The sequence below is a fragment of the Puniceibacterium confluentis genome, assembly GCF_007923445.1.
Lineage (GTDB): Bacteria > Pseudomonadota > Alphaproteobacteria > Rhodobacterales > Rhodobacteraceae > Puniceibacterium > Puniceibacterium confluentis.
Window position 1 is genome coordinate 74,789 of sequence record NZ_VOJI01000014.1, and the last position, 19,108, is coordinate 93,896.

17 protein-coding genes are annotated in these 19,108 nt (G+C 64.8%); 6 read left to right on the top strand and 11 right to left on the bottom strand.

Translation table 11 applies throughout. From position 1 onward, the window contains the following. Positions 1 to 66: 66 nt before the first annotated feature. The 8 genes from ptsP to FOY53_RS16035 form a co-directional block, all read right to left on the bottom strand. Positions 67 to 2,304: a phosphoenolpyruvate--protein phosphotransferase gene (gene ptsP, locus FOY53_RS16000; RefSeq protein WP_146590675.1), complete on the bottom strand. Its 2,238-nt coding sequence runs from the start codon at positions 2,302 to 2,304 to the stop codon at positions 67 to 69. Between the two features lie 42 nt (positions 2,305 to 2,346). Beyond that, a complete protein-coding gene (locus tag FOY53_RS16005; protein WP_146590677.1) occupies positions 2,347 to 3,585 on the bottom strand; it encodes an aspartate kinase in 1,239 nt (412 codons plus the stop codon). A 198-nt stretch (positions 3,586 to 3,783) separates the two neighbouring features. Beyond that, complete coding sequence (locus FOY53_RS16010; protein WP_146590679.1) at positions 3,784 to 4,233, bottom strand: SgcJ/EcaC family oxidoreductase; 450 nt, start codon at positions 4,231 to 4,233, stop codon at positions 3,784 to 3,786. Beyond that, positions 4,230 to 4,874, bottom strand: coding sequence for an SDR family NAD(P)-dependent oxidoreductase (locus FOY53_RS16015; RefSeq protein WP_146590681.1), 645 nt, complete (start codon positions 4,872 to 4,874; stop codon positions 4,230 to 4,232). Before FOY53_RS16015 ends, FOY53_RS16010 begins: the two co-directional genes overlap by 4 nt. A 24-nt stretch (positions 4,875 to 4,898) precedes the next feature. Continuing rightward, positions 4,899 to 5,321, bottom strand: coding sequence for a DUF1178 family protein (locus FOY53_RS16020; protein ID WP_146590683.1), 423 nt, complete (start codon positions 5,319 to 5,321; stop codon positions 4,899 to 4,901). A 186-nt stretch (positions 5,322 to 5,507) separates the two neighbouring features. Continuing rightward, positions 5,508 to 6,731, bottom strand: a complete 1,224-nt coding sequence (locus tag FOY53_RS16025; protein ID WP_146590685.1) for a 3-deoxy-D-manno-octulosonic acid transferase — start codon at positions 6,729 to 6,731, stop codon at positions 5,508 to 5,510. A 4-nt stretch (positions 6,732 to 6,735) separates the two neighbouring features. Next, positions 6,736 to 7,869, bottom strand: coding sequence for a glycosyltransferase (locus tag FOY53_RS16030; protein WP_146590687.1), 1,134 nt, complete (start codon positions 7,867 to 7,869; stop codon positions 6,736 to 6,738). Between the two features lie 219 nt (positions 7,870 to 8,088). Next, positions 8,089 to 8,781, bottom strand: coding sequence for a GntR family transcriptional regulator (locus FOY53_RS16035; protein ID WP_146590689.1), 693 nt, complete (start codon positions 8,779 to 8,781; stop codon positions 8,089 to 8,091). A 184-nt stretch (positions 8,782 to 8,965) separates the two neighbouring features. Here FOY53_RS16035 and FOY53_RS16040 point away from each other — a divergent pair, with 184 nt between their 5' ends. The 6 genes from FOY53_RS16040 (at position 8,966) to FOY53_RS16065 (ending at position 15,422) form a co-directional block, all read left to right on the top strand. Next, positions 8,966 to 10,669 carry a thiamine pyrophosphate-binding protein gene (locus tag FOY53_RS16040; protein ID WP_222435270.1) on the top strand — a complete coding sequence of 568 codons (1,704 nt, stop codon included), beginning with the start codon at positions 8,966 to 8,968 and terminating at the stop codon, positions 10,667 to 10,669. A gap of 45 nt (positions 10,670 to 10,714) precedes the next feature. Further along, positions 10,715 to 11,695 carry a tripartite tricarboxylate transporter substrate binding protein gene (locus FOY53_RS16045; protein ID WP_146590691.1) on the top strand — a complete coding sequence of 327 codons (981 nt, stop codon included), beginning with the start codon at positions 10,715 to 10,717 and terminating at the stop codon, positions 11,693 to 11,695. Between the two features lie 109 nt (positions 11,696 to 11,804). Continuing rightward, the gene (locus tag FOY53_RS16050) at positions 11,805 to 12,305 is read left to right on the top strand and encodes a tripartite tricarboxylate transporter TctB family protein (RefSeq protein ID WP_146590693.1); all 501 of its coding nucleotides are present in this window, start codon (positions 11,805 to 11,807) and stop codon (positions 12,303 to 12,305) included. A 4-nt stretch (positions 12,306 to 12,309) separates the two neighbouring features. Further along, positions 12,310 to 13,833: a tripartite tricarboxylate transporter permease gene (locus tag FOY53_RS16055; protein ID WP_146590695.1), complete on the top strand. Its 1,524-nt coding sequence runs from the start codon at positions 12,310 to 12,312 to the stop codon at positions 13,831 to 13,833. A gap of 8 nt (positions 13,834 to 13,841) precedes the next feature. After that, a complete protein-coding gene (locus tag FOY53_RS16060) occupies positions 13,842 to 14,690 on the top strand; it encodes a VOC family protein (protein WP_186766631.1) in 849 nt (282 codons plus the stop codon). Positions 14,691 to 14,825: 135 nt separating this feature from the next. Then, positions 14,826 to 15,422 (top strand): MOSC domain-containing protein, encoded by a 597-nt coding sequence (locus FOY53_RS16065; RefSeq protein WP_146590699.1) that lies wholly within the window; start codon positions 14,826 to 14,828, stop codon positions 15,420 to 15,422. Positions 15,423 to 15,461: 39 nt separating this feature from the next. On the opposite strand, the gene FOY53_RS16070 is transcribed toward FOY53_RS16065, so the two are convergent. The 3 genes from FOY53_RS16070 to FOY53_RS16080 all read right to left on the bottom strand — a co-directional run bounded on the left by FOY53_RS16070 (position 15,462) and on the right by FOY53_RS16080 (position 19,087). Beyond that, on the bottom strand, positions 15,462 to 15,890 hold the full coding sequence (locus FOY53_RS16070; protein ID WP_146590701.1) for a PaaI family thioesterase: 429 nt from the start codon (positions 15,888 to 15,890) through the stop codon (positions 15,462 to 15,464). A 42-nt stretch (positions 15,891 to 15,932) separates the two neighbouring features. Then, positions 15,933 to 16,592 (bottom strand): ligase-associated DNA damage response endonuclease PdeM, encoded by a 660-nt coding sequence (gene pdeM / locus FOY53_RS16075; protein WP_146590702.1) that lies wholly within the window; start codon positions 16,590 to 16,592, stop codon positions 15,933 to 15,935. A 68-nt stretch (positions 16,593 to 16,660) separates the two neighbouring features. Next, on the bottom strand, positions 16,661 to 19,087 hold the full coding sequence (locus FOY53_RS16080) for a ligase-associated DNA damage response DEXH box helicase (RefSeq protein ID WP_146590704.1): 2,427 nt from the start codon (positions 19,085 to 19,087) through the stop codon (positions 16,661 to 16,663). Between the last annotated feature and the right edge of the window lie 21 nt (positions 19,088 to 19,108).

Below are 19,108 nucleotides of genomic sequence, written 5' to 3' on the forward strand. Positions count from 1 at the left end.
CCTGCATGGAATGTGCGGGCCTGCCTGCCCGGTGCCAGAATGGCCCGGTGTCCAGATGTTCAGACCCTATGCCCGGTCGCTGAGGAATGCCATCACGGCCGGGCGCACCGACTGGTGCCCCTGATCTTTTGCCGTGGCGATCACAGACCGCAGTTCTTCCAGATTGGTGCGCATCAACAGATGCTTCACCGGGCCGATCGACGCCGGACGCATCGACAGCGTGCGCAGGCCGATGGCAGCCAGACAGACCGCTTCGATCGGACGGCCCGCATCCTCGCCGCAGAACGACAGATCGGTCTTCGTCTCGCGGCAGCGTTCGACAATGCCTTCCAGAAAGGTCAGGAAACTGACATTCAGCGTATCGTACCGTCGCCGCACCCGCTCGTTTTCGCGGTCGGCGGCAAAGAAGAACTGCTTGAGATCGTTGCCGCCGATGGACAGGAACTCGACCTCTTGAAAGAACTGGCGCGGTGCAAAGGCCAGGCTGGGCGTCTCGAGCATCGCGCCGACAGACAGCTTTGACGGAATCGGGTGCCCCAGAATTCGCTCGCGCTCGAGCGCCTTGTCCATTTCGGCGCGGGCTTGCCTGTATTCATCGTACTGCGCCACAAAGGGAAACATCACCGTCAGCGGACCGCCTTCGGCAGCGCGCAGCAATGCCTGCAACTGCATCCGCAGCACGCCCGGTTTGTCGAGTCCGACCCGGATCGCCCGCCAGCCGAGCGCCGGGTTGGGTTCATCGTTGGGCTTCATGTAGGGCAGCACCTTGTCCGACCCGATGTCGAGGGTGCGGAACACCACGCGGCGCCCCTTGGCCGAATCCAGCACCCGCCGGTAAAGACCTGCCAGCTCGGTGCGCCGGGGCATCTGGTTGCGCACCAGAAACTGCAGTTCGGTACGAAACAGGCCCACGCCCTCTGCGCCCGACGATTCCAGGCTGGGCAGATCCGCCATCAACCCGGCGTTCATGTGCAGTTCCACACGCGCGCCGCAGGCCGCCACACAGGGTATGTCGCGGATCGAGGCATAGCGCTCGAGCGCCTGCGCCTGCATCGCCATCTTGTCGCGGAAGGCGCTGACAACGGTGTCGTCGGGACGCAGGTGCACGATGCCCTGGTCCCCGTCGATCATCACATGATCACCGTTCAGTGCTTCGTTGGTGATCCGTCCGGCATGGACCACCAGCGGAATTGCCAGCGCCCGCGCGACAATCGCCGCATGTGAGCCGACCGAACCTTCTTCCAGCACGATGCCCTTGAGGCCGCGACCGTATTCCAGCAGCTCTCCGGGGCCGATATTGCGCGCGATCAGGATCGGATCGCTCGGCATGTCAGCACCTGTTTCCTTGCCCTGACCCGTGAGGATGCGCAGCAAACGGTTGCTGAGATCGTCAAGATCCTGCAACCGTTCACGCAGATAGGCATCGGTGACCTGGTTCATGCGCGCCCGGGCCGAGGACTGCTCTTTTTCCACCGCCGCTTCGGCAGACAGGCCGCGGGTGATGTCCTCTTCCATCCGCCGCATCCAGCCCTTTGAATTGGCAAACATGCGGTAGGCCTGCAGCACCTGCACCTGTTCGGGGTCCGCCGCACCGGCCAGCAACTCGTCGACACTGACCCGAAGGGTTTCCACCGCGGCGCACAGCCGTTCGTTTTCCCGCACCGGATCGTCGGTGACAAGGTTGGTCACGACCACCCGGGGTTCGTGCAGCCAGACATGACCTTCGGCCGTGCCTTCCTGCCCGGTCGTGCCGCGCAGCAGGGCGGGGCGTGTATGGCGGGCCGTCAGTGCCGCGCCCTCGCCGACGAAGGCGCCCAATTCGGTCATTTCGGCCAGGACCATGGCGACGACTTCCAGCGCATAGACTTCGTCGGCGGTGAACTCGCGGGCCTCTTTGGACTGTACCACCAGCACACCCAGCTTTTCACCCAGCCGCTGGATCGGCACCCCGAGGAACGAGGAATAAGCTTCTTCGCCGGTTTCCGGCATATAGCGGAACCCGCGCTGGGAGGGCGCATCGGCGGTGTTCATCAATTGTCCGGTGCGCGCAACGCGGCCCACCAGACCTTCGCCCAGCTTCATCCGGGTCTGGTGCACGGCTTCGGCCTTGAGGCCCTCGGAGGCACAGAGTTCAAGCGTCTCGTCGTCCCGGAACAGATAGATCGAGCACACTTCGGTGCCCATCGAATCCGCCGTCAGATGAGTGATCCGGTCCAGCCGTTCCTGGCCAGCGTGCTGCTCGGCCATGGTATCGCGCAGCCGCCCCAACAACTTGCGGCTTTCGCTCTCCGTGCGGTCGGCCATGCAGAAACCCCATTAACACAATGCCCGGGGCGCGCGTTGGCCTCAGGTGCTCTTTTCCAGTTCGAAGGCATCATGCAGGGACTGCACGGCAAGTTCCATGTATTTCCGGTCAATCAGAACGGAAATTTTTATCTCTGAGGTTGTAATGACCTTGATGTTGATCCCCTCTGAGGAGAGCACCTTGAACATCTTGGCCGCCACACCGGTGTGCGAGCGCATGCCAATGCCCACGACCGAAACCTTGGCGACGCCGGTATCGGCGACCAAGTCCATGAAATTGATGTCACCTTTGGCCTTGGCGTCGTCCAGTGCCTTCTGCGCCCGTTTGACCTGATCGGTGGGGCAGGAAAAGGTCATGTCCGTGCGACCCTCTTCCGAGATGTTCTGCACGATCATGTCGACATTCACACCTGCCTCGGAAAGCGGCGTGAAAATTGCCGCCGCGATGCCCGGACGGTCGGCGACCGACACCAGCGTCATTTTCGCCTCGTCGCGGGAATGGGCCACTCCGGCCACAACATTGCTTTCCATGATGTCCTCCTCGTCGCAGACCAGCGTCCCTGCCGTGTCCGACGGTTCCTCGAAACTGCTCAGCACTCGCAGCTTGACCTTGTAGCGCATCGCCAGTTCGACCGATCGCGTCTGCAGCACCTTGGCGCCCAAGCTGGCAAGTTCAAGCATTTCCTCGAACGCGATCCGGTCCATCTTGCGCGCGCGGTCACAGACCCGCGGATCGGTGGTATAGACCCCGTCCACATCCGTATAGATATCACAGCGCTCGGCCCCAAAGGCCGCGGCAAAAGCGACCGCAGTGGTGTCGGATCCGCCCCGGCCCAGCGTGGTGATGCGTCCCTCGGGGCTGATGCCCTGAAACCCCGCGACCACGGCCACCTGCATGCCTTCGCCGAATTTGCGGTTGATGTTGTCGGTGGGGATGTCTTCGATCCGTGCCGAGCTGTGCGCGCTGGTGGTTTTCAGAGGCACTTGCCAGCCCTGCCAGCTGCGTGCGGGCACGTCCATCTCCTGCAGGGTCAATGCCATAAGGCCGGCTGTCACGTTTTCGCCTGAACTCACCACCGCGTCGTATTCGCGCGCGTCAAAGAGCGGTGAGGTTTCATTGACCCAGCCGACCAGTTCGTTGGTCTTGCCGGACATGGCGCTGACGATGACGATCACGTCATAGCCCTTGGCCACTTCCAGGCCGACACGTTTGGCCGCCCGCCGGATCCGGTCGAGCGTTGCGACAGAGGTGCCGCCGAATTTCATCACGAGAACGGGCATGGGACTCTCCCGGGGTCACAATCGTCCCGTGCTTTACGCGTGGTGACGTAACAGCGCAAGAGGCTGCGGACCCCTCTGAGCATCCGTCCGTCACCCGTTGCCGGTGCATCCGGTCAAAAAGAGGTTCCTCCCCCACTGTCCGGGTCGCCCGGTGTCAAAGGTGCTGGAATTCCTGCAAGATACCAAAGAACGGCCCGGTCAATGCGGTCTGTAATCGGCGGGGCCGAACCCATCGGCGTTCAGGTGCGTCTCGGCGCCGGGCACCACATCTGTGTTCTGCGCCGAAACCGCGCACCATCCGGTACTGCGGCGTTCAAGTACAAAGCTCATCACCGTCTGCCGGTCCTTGGCACCTGCGCCCTCGGGCGTGCGTTGCCCTGTCAGGTGAAGCCGGCTGTGCACCACCGCATGATCGGCGCCCAGCCAGCGCACGGACACGGCGCCGACCCGCAGCCGTGTGTCGGCAAAAAACGATTTCAGCGCGTAGTCATGCGCCCGGGAAATATCTGCGCGACGTCGCCACCACAGCCCCACGACATTTACAAAATCGGCATCCTCGGCGAACAGCGCGCCGATCGCCGCGCCGTCCCGGCTGTGCCACGCCGCGGCGAAAGCCGCCGGAAAGTCCGCCGGGTCAGCCAGGCTCAAAACGGGTGCACCTGGCCGTCATAAGTTTCAAAGCAGCCGGTTGTGTCCAGATTCAGCGCGTCGAACCGCTGCACCAGACCTTCGGCGGACTGCGCGACCGAGATCGAGGCGCCGGCGCCGCCCATGTCGGTGCGCACCCAGCCCGGATGATAGATACCAACAGCGATGCCCGCCGGTTTCAGATCCTGCGCCAGATTGCGCCCGAGATTGAGCGCCGCCGCCTTTGACGCACGATAGATATAGCTGCCCCCCGGCGCGCGTTCGGACGAGGCCATCTGCGACGAAATGATCGCCACCTTCGGCATGGCTGCCAGCTTCAGGTTCGCCAGCAGCGCCTGCACGGTCAGAAAGACACCGGTCACGTTCACCGCGAACATGTCGGCCCACATCTGCGGGTCGTAGCCGGATTCAAGCGCCTGTCCCCTGTCCAGGTATTGCCCGGCATTGCAGATCAGCAGATCCAGTGGCGTGCCCGCAATTTCCCGGGCCAGCGCGTGGTGTGACGCGGGATCGGCGACATCGAGCGGCAGAAAACCCGCACCCTCACGCGAGGTGCCGAATACGTCGTCGCCCCGTGCCGCCAGCAATGTGTAGAGCGCGTGCCCAATCCCGCGGTTGGCACCGGTAATCAGCACTTTCATGAGCGGATCCTTTCGCCGGAAAAGTCAGTTGGTTTTGCGGACCGGAAAAAAAGGCAGCGGCGCAATCTTGATGCCGTCCTGGATCAGCTTTTTTGCCTCGTCGCGGCGTGCTTCGCCCCAGATCGGACGCTCGGGGGCGTCGCCGTCATGGATGGCGCGGGCTTCGCGGACAAAATCCTGCCCGACATAGTCCGAATTCTTTTCAAGGTGTTTGCGCAGGTTGCTCAAGGCCTGCTCTGCGGGCGAACGCGGCTTGCTCAGCGGACGCTCGGCAGTGGTGCCGGACGGGTTCACCCGCGGTGCCATGATCGCCTTTTCAACCGAGTCAGAGCCACAGACGGCACAGCTTATCAGTCTGCTTTTTCGCAGTTTTTCAAAGGCCTCTGCCGACTGAAACCACGAATCAAAGCGGTGGTCCTCGGCGCATTTCAGGCTGTACTGGATCATGCAAACGTCCCGTCTGACATACCATATAAAGATAAACATTCGGGCGCCGACTTCAAGAATGGCTTAACACGCGGACAGGCTTGCCGCGAAACTGGTTCCCATTTGTCCCAGTCCCGACAGGCAAATGACTGGAAAATGCGCAGTTGGCGGTGGCAGGGCGCGCGCTGTCGCATCCCCTGGCTGGGCTTAAGGCCCGCCCGGTATCAGGCGCAGGATCTGCACCATGAGGCCGTCCAGTCCCGCCTCTTGTCGCAGTGTGACCTGTGCCAGTTTCCCTTGCGCCAGCCGTCGCGCGGGGTCCGAAAGCGCTGTCAGTGCGGCGCCGAGACTGGCGGCGTCGGAAATTTCCTGCGCGGCCCCGGCGTCCTTCAGGGCGGCAAACGGCAGCCGAAAGTTGCGCACGTCCGGACCATGGATCAGAGCCGCGCCGAACACCGCCGGTTCGTATGGCGTGTGCCCGCCCCGGTCCGTCAATGTGCCACCGACAAAGACCACGTCGGCCAGCGCATACCACAGCGCCATTTCGCCCAGGGTGTCGGCCAGCAACACCTCTTGACCGCTTTGCCCGGCAGAGCGTCGGTCGAACGCCAGACCGGCGGCGCGCAGCAACCCCGCCACCGCCTCCGCGCGGTTCGGGTGCCGCAGTGCGAGGATCAATCGCAGACCGGGGCGTTGGACCCGCGCGATGAGATGAGCGGCAATGACAATTTCCTCTTCGCCCGCGTGCGTCGAGGCGGCGAGCCAGGTGTCGCCACGCGGATAGGCACGCCGCAGCGCTTCATCCGGCACCTGGTCGGTTGGCGGCGCGTAGAGAGACTTCAGGTCGACCACCGGCCCACAGGCTTCGGGGCGCAGGCCAAGATCCAGAAACCTGTCGCGCGATGCGCTATCCTGCGCCGAAAGGAAATCCACTGATCCCAGAATGTGCCGGGTCAGACGGCCGAGGCGGGCCCATCCACGCGCCGATCCGGGCGACATCCGCCCGCCCAGCACCAGGACCGGGCCAGGGCAGAGCAGGACACGGTTGGGCCAGATTTCTGACTCCATCGTCACATGCGCCACAACCTGCCAGCGCCGCAGCATTCGCCGAACCACCCAGGTCAGATCCAGCGGTGCAAGCAGGGCAGAGACACCGGGCAGATCCCAGCCCTGCGCAAGCGCCACCCCGGAGTCGGAATTGCAGGTGATCAGCAGGCGCAGATCCGGCCGCGCGGCCCTCAGTGCCAGGATCACCGGCCGGGCCGAGGCCAGCTCTCCGTTCGAGGCGGCGTGAAGCCAGAGATGCGGCGCCGCGTCGCTTGGGCCGACCCTGCCAAACCTCTGGCCGAGTGCAGACCAATTCCGTGCCAGCAAAAGCCCGCAGGTCTGCCAGGCCGCAAAGATCGAGATCAGGATCCGATAGACCAGCACGGCCTCAGCGCCCCAGCGTACGGCAAATCTGTGCTTCGAGTTTTTTCAAAAGCACGTCGTTGTCGAACCGCTCTTCGGCAACACGTCGGGCGCGGGCGGCCATCTCGTCGATGTTCCCTGAGGTCAAGGCCGACCCGATCGCACGGGTAAAGCCGTCGGCGTCGTGTTCAGCGACCAGATAGCCGGTCTGGCCTTCGTCGATCGCTTCGGGAATGCCGGCGTGGCGGGTGGAAACGGTGATGCAGCCGCAGGCCATCGCTTCTTGAATGGCTGTTGGCAGGCCTTCGGTGTTGCCATCTTCGGCAGTCACCGAATGCTGCAGGAAGAACTGCGCGCGCTGCAGCCTGTCGCGGACAAAGTCATGTTTTTGCGCACCGTGAAACGTCACGCGCCCGGCCACGCCCAATTCCGCCGCCAGAATTTGGGCGGAGTCCAACAGCGGCCCGTCGCCGATGAATTCCAGCCGGGCTTCGGTGCCGTCGGTGGCCTGGGCAAACGACCGCAGGGTGATCAGCGGCGCCTTCTTTTCGACAAAACGGCCCACGGCGAGGCAGGACAGGGGGGCTTTGGAGCCCGGGGCGAAGCGACGGACATCGACGCCGGACGGGATGACATGCGCATTGTCATGGCGCACACCGTGCCGGGCCAGATTGTCGAGCAGGAACTGGGACACCGAAAACACGCCGGCCAGTCGCGGCATCATCTTGCGGTAGGCCACCTGAATCCGCCGGGCGCGCAGCGCCTTGGAGGCATCCGTACCGCGATAATAGCTGAAGATCGGGATGCCGAGTTCGTTCGCCAGCGGCGCCAGGGCAAGCGCCTGGGTGCCGAATTCAGCCAGGATGACGTCGACCCGCTCGCGGCGCAGGAATTCTGCGAGGTCCCGCCTGGACCGACCGAACGGCAGTCGCGAGGTGGCGTGGCGCGCCCGGTTCCAAAGCGTCCAGAACGGCAGCGCGACCAGATCTGCCGCTCCCATCCGGGTGCGCCGCTCGAAGATCGGCTTGCCGTGTGCGTCCTCGCCGTTGAAGCGACCGCAGACCACCACGGTGTCGCCCCCGAACAGCAGCCCGATGTGGCGGTTGATAAAGGTCTCGCCCCCGACGTGGTAATCACTTGTCCCGATGGCTGCCCGCATCTGTCCGTCCTGTCTGTCCGCGTGACGCCTGCCTAGCGCGTTTCGGCTCCGGTTAGAAGCGTTGGCGTGGCGTCCGGGACGCGCCCGGTTCCCGGGACGGTCCGCCCTGGATCCGCAGCGGCATCTGTTTGGATTATCACCGCTGGCAACCTTGCCCCCGAGCCCGGCGTCGCCTGACATCGGGGACGCAAGGTTGGGGGGCGGGCAGTGGCGCGGGGGTCACCTGGCCTGCGGCACATAGATCAGAGAGAAGGCGCGTTTGACGTTGTTGGTGACCTCGTCCAGACGTTCCTCGATATGCACGCGCACCTGCCGGGACGCTTCGTCGCTGTCACGGGCGAGCATGGCGGTGACGATGCGTTCGTGTGTGCGGTTGTCCAGAGCCTTGCCACCTTGCTCTTCGCTCATCGCCTGCAGGTCGATCAGGCGGATATAGTGGATGCGCGCATTGATGTTTTCCAACAGCTTGAGCAGTTCGGCATTGCCCGAAAGCTGCGCAAGCCGCAGGTGGAAATCCTGGTCCTGCCGCACCAGTTCCACAGGGGAGGTGCCGGCCCGGTATGTCGCGCGCGCCGATCGGGCAAAGTGCTCAAGCTCGGCCAGCGCAGTGTCGCTGGCACGCTGGGTGGCGAGCCTCACCGCCTCGGATTCAATGGCGGCCCGGGCTTCGTACAGGTTGCGGATTTCCAGTGGATTCAGCGACCTGCAGAAAAAACCCTGACCGCTCTGGTAGGTGAGGAACCCCTCGGAGGCGAGCCGGTTCAGTGCCTCGCGCAATGGCGTGCGCGACACGTTCAGCCGGACCGACAGTTCACTTTCGTTGATTCGCTCATCCGGCTTGAAGTCGAACCGCGCGGCCATCTCTTTCACCTCGCGATAGATTCCGTCCGAACGGCTCGGGGGTTTGCGCATTTTTTCAAGCACCTTGCAGTTGTTCCCTCGCGGTTTTCCTTGGTCGCACCACCTTATGGCGTTTTTCCCGGGCAGGAAAGAAGTTGCAGACCAATCTGAATAATGATCTGTATACAGCATGAAACACATGATTGCGTTTCGGTGAGGTATCGCCTGACGCAGACACCGCAAGGGTAGAGCGCAGATGACAGGGCAGGTCGGCAACGGACAGAACGGCGCACAGGCGATGGTGCGGATGCTGGAGGCGCACGGCGTCAAACATATCTTTGGCCTGTGCGGTGACACGACGCTGCCGTTTTACGATGCAATGCGCGGCCTTGATCACGGCATGACCCATGTGCTGACCCGCGACGAACGCAGCGCCACCTACATGGCCGACGCCTATTCCCGGGTGACCGGCCGCGTGGGTGTGGCGGAAGGGCCGTCCGGCGGTGGCGCGACCTATATCCTGCCGGGGTTGATCGAAGCCTCGGAGAGTTCCTACGCGGTTCTTGGCATCACCACGGATGTCTCGGTCGCTTCTTATGGACGCTATCCTTTGACCGAAGTGGATCAGGAGGCGTTGATGCGCCCGCTGACCAAATGGAACACGGTGATCCGGCGCGCCGACCACATTCCACGCATGGTGCGGCAGGCGTTCCGGGCGATGACCACCGGCCGTTCGGGGGCGGCGCATCTGGGGCTGCCCTATGACATCCAGTATGACGCGGTGCCTGTATCCGACATCTGGGCCGATCCGGCGCTGTCCAGCTATCCAGCCTATCGCATGGGGCCCGATGACAGCGCAATCCGGGCTGCGGCCGACGCGATACTTTCGGCCAGGCAGCCGATCATCGTTTGCGGTGGCGGGGTGGTGATCGCGGGGGCGATGGACGAATTGGACCGGCTGGCGACACGGCTCGACATGCCGGTTGCGACCTCGATCTCCGGGCAGGGCTGTCTGGCGGAAACCCATCCCAACTGTGTCGGCGTTGTCGGCTCGAACGGCGGCACGGACGAAACCTGGGAGGCGATGGCGGGTGCCGATATGGTGATCTTCATGGGCTGTCGTGCCGGGTCCACCACCACGTCGCGGTGGGAAGCGCCGACGGCAGGCACCAGGGTGGTACAGTTTGACGTCGACCCGATGGTTCTTGGCGCGGTCTATCAGATCGAGGTCGGGGTCCCGGGGGATCTCAAGCTGTCCCTCGCCGCGCTGAACGCCGAACTCGACCGGCGCGGGCAGGGGGGCGCGACCTTTGGCGGCGCGGCGGCCGTGGCCGACATCCGCAAACGCAAGTTCGAGCGGTTTGCCGAACTGGCGGACAGCGCCGAAGCGCCGATCCGGCCAGAACGGATCATTGCCAGCCTGCAAAGGGTGCTGCCCGAGGATGCAACGGTGGTCTCGGACCCCGGCACTTCGTGCCCCTATTTTTCGGCCTATTACACCCTGCCGCGGAACGGGCGGCACTTTATCACCAACCGTGCGCACGGGGCGCTGGGCTACGCGCTCTCGGCTTCCTTGGGGGCGTGGTTCGGCCGACCCCAGTCAAAGATTGTCGCGCTGATGGGCGACGGCTCCTTCGGCTTCACGGTGGGAGAACTGGAAACCGTGACGCGGTGCCGCGCGCCCATCACCTATGTGGTGTTCTCGAATTCCAACTTCGGCTGGATCAAGGCCAGTCAGCACGACGACTGCGACCAGCGGTATTACAACGTCGAATTCAACCGCACCGATCAGGCGGCGGTGGCGGCGGCCTATGGGGTGAAATCCTGGCGGGTCGAGGACCCGGACACGCTCGAGTCCGTCCTGCGCGCCGCGATCAATCACGATGGCCCGACGCTGGTCGACATCATCTGCCAGCCGCTGGAAGAGGCGCGCGCGCCGGTCCGGCGCTGGATGGGCTGACCGGAGACAACCATAAAAAAGACAACCAACAAGGAGTTTACTTCCATGCCATTTCTCACCACCCTCAAGGCAGGAATTGTCGGCGCTGCGGTGCTGCTTCCGCTCGCGGCACAGGCGCAGGACTACCCCAAGCGCGACATCATGCACATCATGCCCTGGTCCGCAGGCGGCGGCACCGACACGGTGATGCGCAGTTTTCTGAACTTTGCCGAAGCGCCGCTGGGCGTCGGCATCAACACCCAGAACATCACCGGTGCGCAAAGCGGCGTCGGCACCATGCGCCTGATGCGGGCGCGTCCGGATGGCCATACCATCGGTTCTCTGACCTGGGACAGCGTGATCACCGTGCCGCAGTTCGATCTGGTGCCAGGCTATGACACGGCGAATCTGGCCTATATCGGTTCGGTCACCGTGCATCCCACGGCGCTGGTCGTGCGTACGGATTCGCCCTGGACCACGCTTGAAGAGTTCGTTGCGGCGGCCAAGGGCGCTCCGGGCACCCTGACCATATCCAATGTCGGGACCGGCGGCGTCTGGCACCTTCCGGCGCTTGATTTCGCTGATGCGGCCGGCATTGATGTCCGCCATGTGCCCTATCCCGACGGCTCCGGACCGCAGCGCGAGGCATTGCTGAACGGCGAGACGGACGCGGCGAGCCTGTCGGTTTCAGCGGCCTTTCCGGCGATCCAGTCGGGGGATCTGCGGGTTCTGGGCGTGATGGCCGAGGCGCGCAGCGCCGATGTTCCGGATGTGCCGACCTTCAAGGAGGCCGGGTATGACGTGGTCTGGGGCAGCTTTCGCCTGCTCGCGGCCCCCGCGGGCACAGCCGACTCCGAGATTGCAACTTTGGCAGCTGCCTTTGAACAGGTCTTTGCCAATGCCGAATTTCAGGAGCTTGCGGCCAAAACCGCGATGGGTCCGCAGTGGATGGGACCGGCGGAAACCACAGCCTATGTCGCCCGGTCGCAACAGCGCGCCTTTGGCCTGATCGACAGCCTGATCGAGCAGGGTCTGCTGGAGCAGTGACAGGGTGCATCGGGTGACGGGCGCATGTCCGCGCCCCTTGCCGTTGCCGACGGGAGCCTGCCGAAGTGTTCCGGGCCCCCGAACTCCGGCGTGAACTGGGGATAGCTTCATGGCGCAGCGTCGCTTCAATCTGCAGGCCGCCTTTGCGACCTTTCTGATCGTGCTGAACAGCATTTACGCAAGCCAGCTCGTGGAACTGGGACTGCCCTTCGCCAAGGGTGGCGAGCCGGGGCCGGCCTTTCTGCCGCTGGCGCTGTGCCTGTTTATCTATGTCGCCGGTCTGCGGATCCTGTTCGAGGCGCTGGTGTGCCCCGAAACCGAGGCGACGGCCGAACCGACCCCCGGAACTGTTCCCGGGCTGGCCCGGTTCGGGCCGGTTGCGGTGCTGGTGCTGACGGCGCTCTATCTCGTCGCGTTTCCCTGGACCGGGTATTTCATCAGCACGTTCTGTTACACCCTGCTGATCGCGCTGTTCTTCAATTTCGAATCCTCCGGCGACTTGCGGAATGCGGGCTGGAAATCGGCGGTGTCGGCGCTGGCGATCACCGGGTTCGGCTGGCTGTTCTTTGTCCAGCTGTTCGGACTTTTCCTGCCGGTCTGGGGAGGTTGAGGCGATGCTGACGGACCTCGCGGGCGGCTTTGTTGTCCTGTTTCAGCCGATGACCTTCCTGTTTCTGCTGGGCGGCTTTCTGCTGGGCCTGTTCTTTGGTGCAATCCCCGGTCTCACCGCGACACTGGCGATCGCCATCCTGCTGCCGTTCACTTTTGGCATGGAAGTCACGCAGGCGCTGGTCATGGTGATGGGCATCTACATGGCGGGCATCTATGCCGGCTCGATCACCGGCATTACCGTCAACATTCCCGGGGCACCCTCCGGCGTGATGACCAGCTACGAAGGCTATGCCATGATGCAGCGCGGCGAAGGGCCGCGCGCGCTGGGCCTGTCGGCCTTTGCATCACTTGTCGGCGGGCTGGTCGGGGCGGTGCTGCTGATGTTTCTGGCCGAGCCGATCAGCCGGGTCGCGCTGCTGTTCCAGACGCCAGACAAGTTCTCGCTGGTGCTGCTGGCGATCGTCACCGTCACCATCGTCAGCACCGGTTCGCTGTGGAAGGCGTCGATGGCGATGGCGATCGGCCTTGCGATCTCGACCGTGGGGATTGACCCGATGCTGCCGGTGGGGCGCTTTGACTTTGGCAGCTACTACATGATCGAGGGCATCACGCTGCTGCCTGCGGTGATCGGCCTGTTCGCGATCTGCGAATTGTTCGTGCAGGCCGCCACTCCCAGCAAACTCGCCTTTGGCGATGCGCCCGCGGCACACAGACGCCTGAGCCCGCGCGACTTTGTCCCCAGCGGCGCCGACCTGAAGGCGGTGGGCGCGGTCACCTACGCCAAGAGTTCGATTATCGGCGTGCTGATCGGGATGTTGCCGGGCGGTGGCGCGTCGATGGCATCGTTCATCGCCTACGCCGAGGCCAAGCGCGGATCGCGTCGCCCCGAAGGATTCGGCAAGGGGTCGATCGAAGGATTGTCGGCATCCGAAGCCGCAAACAACGCCATGTGCGGCGGCGCCATCGTACCGTTGCTGACCATCGGCATCCCCGGCGATGCCGTGACCGCCATCATTTTCGGCGTGTTCCTGATCCACGGCCTGGTGCCGGGGCCGGGGCTGCTTGCCAACAACTTTGACGTGGTCGCGCCGATGTTTGCCGCGCTGGTGGTGGCGTCGCTGTTGATCTTTGTCTCGGTGCTGATCTTCGGACCGCTGTACATGCGGCTTGCGCGGATAAACCGGGGCATCCTGTACGGGGTGATCGCCATGGTGTCTGTCGTCGGTGTCTACGCCTCGACCTATTCGATGTTCCAGATGTGGATGGCGCTGGCCATCGGCGCCTTTGCTTTCGGCTTTCGCCGCTTCGGGTATCCGCTGCTGCCGCTGCTGATGGGCATCATCCTCGGGCCGTATTTCGAAGAGTTTCTGCGCCGTTCGCTGATCGTGTCAGAAGGCAGTCCGCTGATATTTCTCACCCAGCCGTTCAGCCTGTTGTTTCTTGTGATGACGGCAGCGTTTGTCTGGCTGCTGCGTGTCCGGCCGTCGCGCCGCGCCCCCGTCCGCCGCGCCCCCAGCCAACCATGAGTCATCCGGTGACAGGCATAGATCACGTCCTGCTGATTGGCGGTGATCTGGACGGCGTCGCGGCGCAATACGCGCGTCTCGGCTTTGCCCTGTCGCCGCCCGGGCTGCATTCGGCGGCCAAGGGCACCGCCAACCACACCATCATGTTGCAGCACGACTACATCGAGCTGCTGGGCATCCTGCGGGACACCGAGCTGAACCGCCAGCGGCGCGCGGTGCTGGAACGCAGCGGGCCGGGGCTTCATGCCATTGCCTGCCGTGTCGCAGATGCCGAAGCGGCGGCGCGGGATCTGGCACACCTGGGAATCGCCACCGAATCCCTCAGCCATTTTGACCGTCCGGTACCGCTGGATGGCGGGGGCGTCGGTCGTGCGGCATTCTCGACCCTGAATTTCCGAACCGAAGATGTGCCCGTCGGCCTGCTCTTCATGTGTCAGCACAAGACGCCGGACACAGTCTGGTTGCCCGCACTCATGCGACACGCGAATTCGGCCATCGGCATCACCGCAGTAAAGGCTGTATCTGATGACCCTCAACCGGATGCCGCCCGCCTTGCGCGGCTCTTGGGGGTGGCGGCGGTGACCCGGGCTGACGGTGGGGCCATGATCGACACTGGCCGCAACTCGGCCAGTATCTGGATGCAGCGCCGGGAGCAGCTGGAACGACAGTATCCAGCGGCCTGGATTGATGCGACCCCGGGCGGCGGATATGCCGTGTTGCAGATAGGGGTGGCCCGAATGGACCTGGCGCTGTCCTGCCTGACGGCGGCGGAAGTCGCATCGTATCCCACGGTGCAGGGGCACGCGGTCGCGCCCGATCAGGCGGGGGGCGTGATCCTGGAGTTCGTCGCCAGCTGAGTCTCCGCGCCCCGGCGCCCCCGGTTGCCGCGACGGAATGGCCCTGTTTCACGGAATTTAAACGCCGGTTCACGGTGCTGCATTTGACTTGTCCGGTCGGGCAGGCAGTCTGTCCGGGCAGCTACGGAGAATACCATGCCCGCCCTCAAACCTACCGACTTCACCGCGACAATCCGTTGGCTGGGCCGTGTTCCGCCAACCGGAACCGAGATCCGGTCGGTCGCGACGGAGTCACTGGATCTGGGCTGGGACGGCGTAGAGGATGAACGCCACAGCGGGTTGACGCGGCCCTCGTGCAGCCGTCTGCTGAAGCAGCATCCGCGCGGAACCGAGATCCGCAATGTGCGGCAACTGTCGGTGGTGTCGTCCGAAGAGCTAGCCCAGATCGCCGATCGCATGGGGCTGGACGCGATTGCGCCGGAGTGGACCGGAGCGTCGATGGTAATCGACGGTATCCCGAATTTCTCGCATGTGCCGCCGTCCTCACGGTTGCAGGGGCCGGACGGTGTGACACTGGTGGTCGACATGCAGAACCGCCCCTGCCAGTTGCCAGCCCGCGAGATCGAGACAGAGCGCACAGGTTTCGGGAAACGGTTCAAGCCTGCGGCCGCTCAGCGGCGTGGTGTGACCGCCTGGGTCGAGCGGCCGGGCAGACTGGCTCTGGGCGACGGCCTGCGTCTGCATGTCCCTGATCAGCCGGTCTGGGCGCATATCGAAGCGGTTCTGTCCTAAACCGCGCGTCGCCCGCGGGCCGGAAACCGGGCCAGGGGCTCAGGCCGGAACAGGGACCATTGTGCCCTGCAGCAGCGCGATCAGCGTCTCGCTGCCGTTGGCGCGGGCAAAAACCTCGGAGGTGACAACGACCAGCCGCCGCCCGGGCTTCACCACCTTGCCGCGCGCGATCAGAAGCTCTCCGCGGGCCGGGGCCAGCAGGTTCACCTTGATCTCCGCGGTGACGACTTCGGTGGTGTCATCCAGCAGGGTCAGGGCGGCATAGCCGGCCGCGGAATCGCCGATCGAGAACGTGAGCCCGGCGTGGCCAAAGCCCTGCTGTTGCATGGTCCCCGGCAGAATGGGGGCATGGATCGTGACCGCGCCGGGCCGGATGTCTGCCAGTGTCGCGCCCAGCGTCGCCATCATCGTCTGGCGCGCAAAGCTGGTTTCGATCCGGCGGGTCAGGGTATCGTCGGGGATGTTCATTCCGGCAGCATGTGCACGGTGCCGGACGCGGCGCAAGGGGGACTAGCGCGGCATCGGAATGGCGCAGGGGCTGGGACCGGTCAGGATCGCCTGCGCGCCGGGGGCCATCAGCCTGGCGAGCGGGGCCGAGCGGGTGGTCAGGCCACCGGTGTAGGTGCCAAAGGCCGGCAGGATCAGGCGGGTCTGATCCAGCAGAAAACATGGCCGCGACAATTGGCGGCCGCGCAGCGACAACATCGCCTTGGGGTGATAATGCCCCGACACCTCGCCCTGTCCTGTCGCGGTGGCGATGTGGCGGAAGGTCAGCGGCCCCAGGGTCATCTGCGCCAGATGGGTGCCGCCGAGGCCAACCGGTCCCGGATCGTGGTTGCCCTCGATCCAGGTCCAGTCACGTCCGGCCTGCAGTCGCGAGATCCACAGCAATTCGGCCTCGGGCAGGGCGCCGCCGACCTCGGGGGAATCAAAGCTGTCACCCAGGCAGATCACCTGCCGCGCCCGGGTTCCGGTCAGGTCGTCTTCCAGCCGCAGCAGGGTTTCACGCGTCTCGTAGGGCGGCAGTTGCGCGCCGCCGAACCGCGAGGCGCGGGCCGACTTGCCAAAGTGCAGGTCCGAAACCACCAGCAGGTTCCGGTCGGGCCAGAACAATGCGCCGGAAGGCAGGGCGACAAGCTGGGTGCCCTGGAAGGGAAAGACATGCGACATGGCGGCACAAAACCGGAACACGGCGTCCGGCGCAAGTGCAAAGCGCGTTCAGGAGGGCAGGCGCCCGCCTATCGCCCGCCTGCGGCGTCGACCTGCGCCAGACCGCTTTCCTCCATCAGCCGCGCCACCTCGTCGGCAAGCAGCCGTTCATCGGCCGAGCCGCGCACCGGCACCCGCCCTGGTTCCAGGAACAGCGGTGCGGCCAGCGGCGAAACCCTGTCCAGCGTCACGTGGTCGATCCGCGAGCCGACCCGCGCCGCCATCTCGCGGATGCGGTCAAAGTCGACCAGTCCGCGCATCGCCTCTTCGCGGGTGATCTGCATCAGCAGGTGGTCGGGGTCATATTTCAGCAAGGTATCGTAGAGGATGTCCGAGGACATCGTTGCCTGTCGCCCGGATTTGCGCTGGCCGCCCAGGTTGCGCTCGATCAGCCCGGCGATGGTGGCGCTGGCGCGAAAGGTGCGTTTCATCACCGCGTTGCCCGCCAGCCATCCATCCAACCCCGCTTCCAGCGCCTCAAGGTCGAACAGCGGCACGGGATCGGTGACCGCATCCAGCCCCCAGATCAGCGTGGCATAGTCGGTGGCGACAAACCCCATCGGCGCCAGACCCATCTCCTCCATCCGCTTGGTCAGCAACAGGCCCAGCGTCTGCATCGCGTTGCGCCCGGCAAAGCCGTAGACCACCAGCTGTTGCCGTCCGTCGTGCGGAAAGCTCTCGATCAACAGCCGGCCCGGTTCCGGCAGGCGGCTGACGTCGCGCTGAAGGGCCAGCCACTGGGCGGTGTGGCCGGGCAGATCAGGCCAGCTGTCCTGCTGGAACATCGCGACGATGCGGGCCGAGAGCTGGGTCGAGGTGGCGAATTTGGTGCCCATGAAGGTGGCGATTTTCGGCTTTTTGCCAGGGTCGCGGCTGACCTCGACCACCAGGTCACGCAGGCCTTCATACCGCACGATCTGCCCGCCGATCAGAAAGGTGTCGCCCTTGCTGAGGCTTGCGGCAAAGCCTTCTTCGATCTCGCCCAGCGGCGCGCCGCCGCGCCCGCGCCAGCGCACCTTCAGCGTATCGGTGTCCTGGATCGTGCCGATGTTCTGCCGGATCCGCGCCGCCGAGCGCGGATCGCGCAGTTGCCAGAGCCCGTCGGGTCGTTGCAGCAGCCGTTGCCAGCGGTCATAGGCCCGCAGGGCATACCCGCCGGTGGCGCAGAATTGCAGGCAGTCGTCGAACCGGGCACGGGTCAGGGCGGCATAGGGCCCGGCGCTGGTCATCTCGCGGTACAGCAGATCGGCGTCAAACGGACCTGCACAGGCGGCAATCAGGATGTGCTGGCAAAGCACGTCACGCGGGCCGGGACCGCGCGGCTCACCGTCGAGGTCATGCGCCTTGACCGCGTCAAGCGCGGCAACACATTCCACCACCTCGAACCGGTTTGCGGGCACCAGAAGCGCCTTGGACGGGGCGTTGTAGCGGTGGTTGGCGCGGCCGATGCGCTGGACAAGACGTTTGACGTTCTTTGGCGCACCGATCTGGATCACGAGGTCGACATCGCCCCAGTCGATGCCAAGGTCGAGACTGCCGGTGCAGACGATGGCCCGCAGCTGGCCCGCCACCATCGCCGCCTCGACCTTTTGCCGCTGCATCCGGTCGAGTGAGCCGTGGTGGATGCCGATCGGCAGGGCGTCTTCGTTGGCCAGCCAGAGATTGTGAAAGAAGATTTCTGCCTGCGCGCGGGTGTTGTGAAAGATCAGCGTCGTGCGGTGGCGGCGCACCTGTTCCAGCACGGCCGGAATCGCATGGGCCGCCCCGCCTCCCGACCACGGCGGCGCCGCGTCCGTGACCAGCATCGAGATGTCGGGATCGGGTCCGGGATCGGCGGTCAGAATGGCACAGGGATCGGGATGGCGGGCCAGCAGCCGGGCAATGGCGGCGGGATCGTCGACGGTGGCCGACAACCCGACCCGGCGCAGCCCCGGACACAATGTCGACAGCCGCGCCAGCGCCAGCATCAGCTGGTCGCCGCGCTTCGAATCGGCAAGGGCATGAATTTCGTCCACCACCACCCGCTCTACCCCGGCAAAGGTTCGTGCCGCGTCCTCGTAAGAGGTCAGCAGCGCCAGGCTCTCGGGGGTGGTGAGCAGGATATGCGGCGGGTCGGCACGCTGGCGTCGCTTGACATGGGACGAGGTGTCACCGGTTCGATCCTCGATGCGGACCGCGAGGCCGGCCTCTTCGACCGGTATCCGCAGGTTGCGCTTGATATCCGCCGCCAGCGCCTTGAGCGGGCTGACATACACTGTGTGCAGACCCGGGGCGGGCGCCTCACCCAGTTCGACCAGCGTCGGCAAAAAGCCGGCCAGCGTCTTGCCACCGCCGGTCGGTGCGATCAGCAGCAAGGCAGGTTCGCGCGCCCGCTTCAGCATCTCTTGCTGGTGCGGGTGGATCGACCAGCCGCGGGTGTCGAACCAGCGCTGAAGCGAGGCGGGCAGGGGTGTCATGCCCCCTATCTAGCCGTCCGG

Excerpts from the sequence above, each read along its gene's own strand:
- FOY53_RS16065 (WP_146590699.1), top strand. The coding sequence starts at position 14,826 with ATGCCCGCCCTCAAACCTACCGACTTCACCGCGACAATCCGTTGGCTG.
- FOY53_RS16080 (WP_146590704.1), bottom strand. The coding sequence starts at position 19,087 with ATGACACCCCTGCCCGCCTCGCTTCAGCGCTGGTTCGACACCCGCGGC.
- FOY53_RS16020 (WP_146590683.1), bottom strand. The coding sequence starts at position 5,321 with ATGATCCAGTACAGCCTGAAATGCGCCGAGGACCACCGCTTTGATTCG.
- FOY53_RS16055 (WP_146590695.1), top strand. The coding sequence starts at position 12,310 with ATGCTGACGGACCTCGCGGGCGGCTTTGTTGTCCTGTTTCAGCCGATG.
- FOY53_RS16005 (WP_146590677.1), bottom strand. The coding sequence starts at position 3,585 with ATGCCCGTTCTCGTGATGAAATTCGGCGGCACCTCTGTCGCAACGCTC.
- FOY53_RS16040 (WP_222435270.1), top strand. The coding sequence starts at position 8,966 with ATGACAGGGCAGGTCGGCAACGGACAGAACGGCGCACAGGCGATGGTG.
- FOY53_RS16070 (WP_146590701.1), bottom strand. The coding sequence starts at position 15,890 with ATGAACATCCCCGACGATACCCTGACCCGCCGGATCGAAACCAGCTTT.
- FOY53_RS16050 (WP_146590693.1), top strand. The coding sequence starts at position 11,805 with ATGGCGCAGCGTCGCTTCAATCTGCAGGCCGCCTTTGCGACCTTTCTG.
- FOY53_RS16015 (WP_146590681.1), bottom strand. The coding sequence starts at position 4,874 with ATGAAAGTGCTGATTACCGGTGCCAACCGCGGGATTGGGCACGCGCTC.
- FOY53_RS16045 (WP_146590691.1), top strand. The coding sequence starts at position 10,715 with ATGCCATTTCTCACCACCCTCAAGGCAGGAATTGTCGGCGCTGCGGTG.
- FOY53_RS16035 (WP_146590689.1), bottom strand. The coding sequence starts at position 8,781 with ATGCGCAAACCCCCGAGCCGTTCGGACGGAATCTATCGCGAGGTGAAA.
- FOY53_RS16030 (WP_146590687.1), bottom strand. The coding sequence starts at position 7,869 with ATGCGGGCAGCCATCGGGACAAGTGATTACCACGTCGGGGGCGAGACC.
- pdeM (WP_146590702.1), bottom strand. The coding sequence starts at position 16,592 with ATGTCGCATGTCTTTCCCTTCCAGGGCACCCAGCTTGTCGCCCTGCCT.
- ptsP (WP_146590675.1), bottom strand. The coding sequence starts at position 2,304 with ATGGCCGACCGCACGGAGAGCGAAAGCCGCAAGTTGTTGGGGCGGCTG.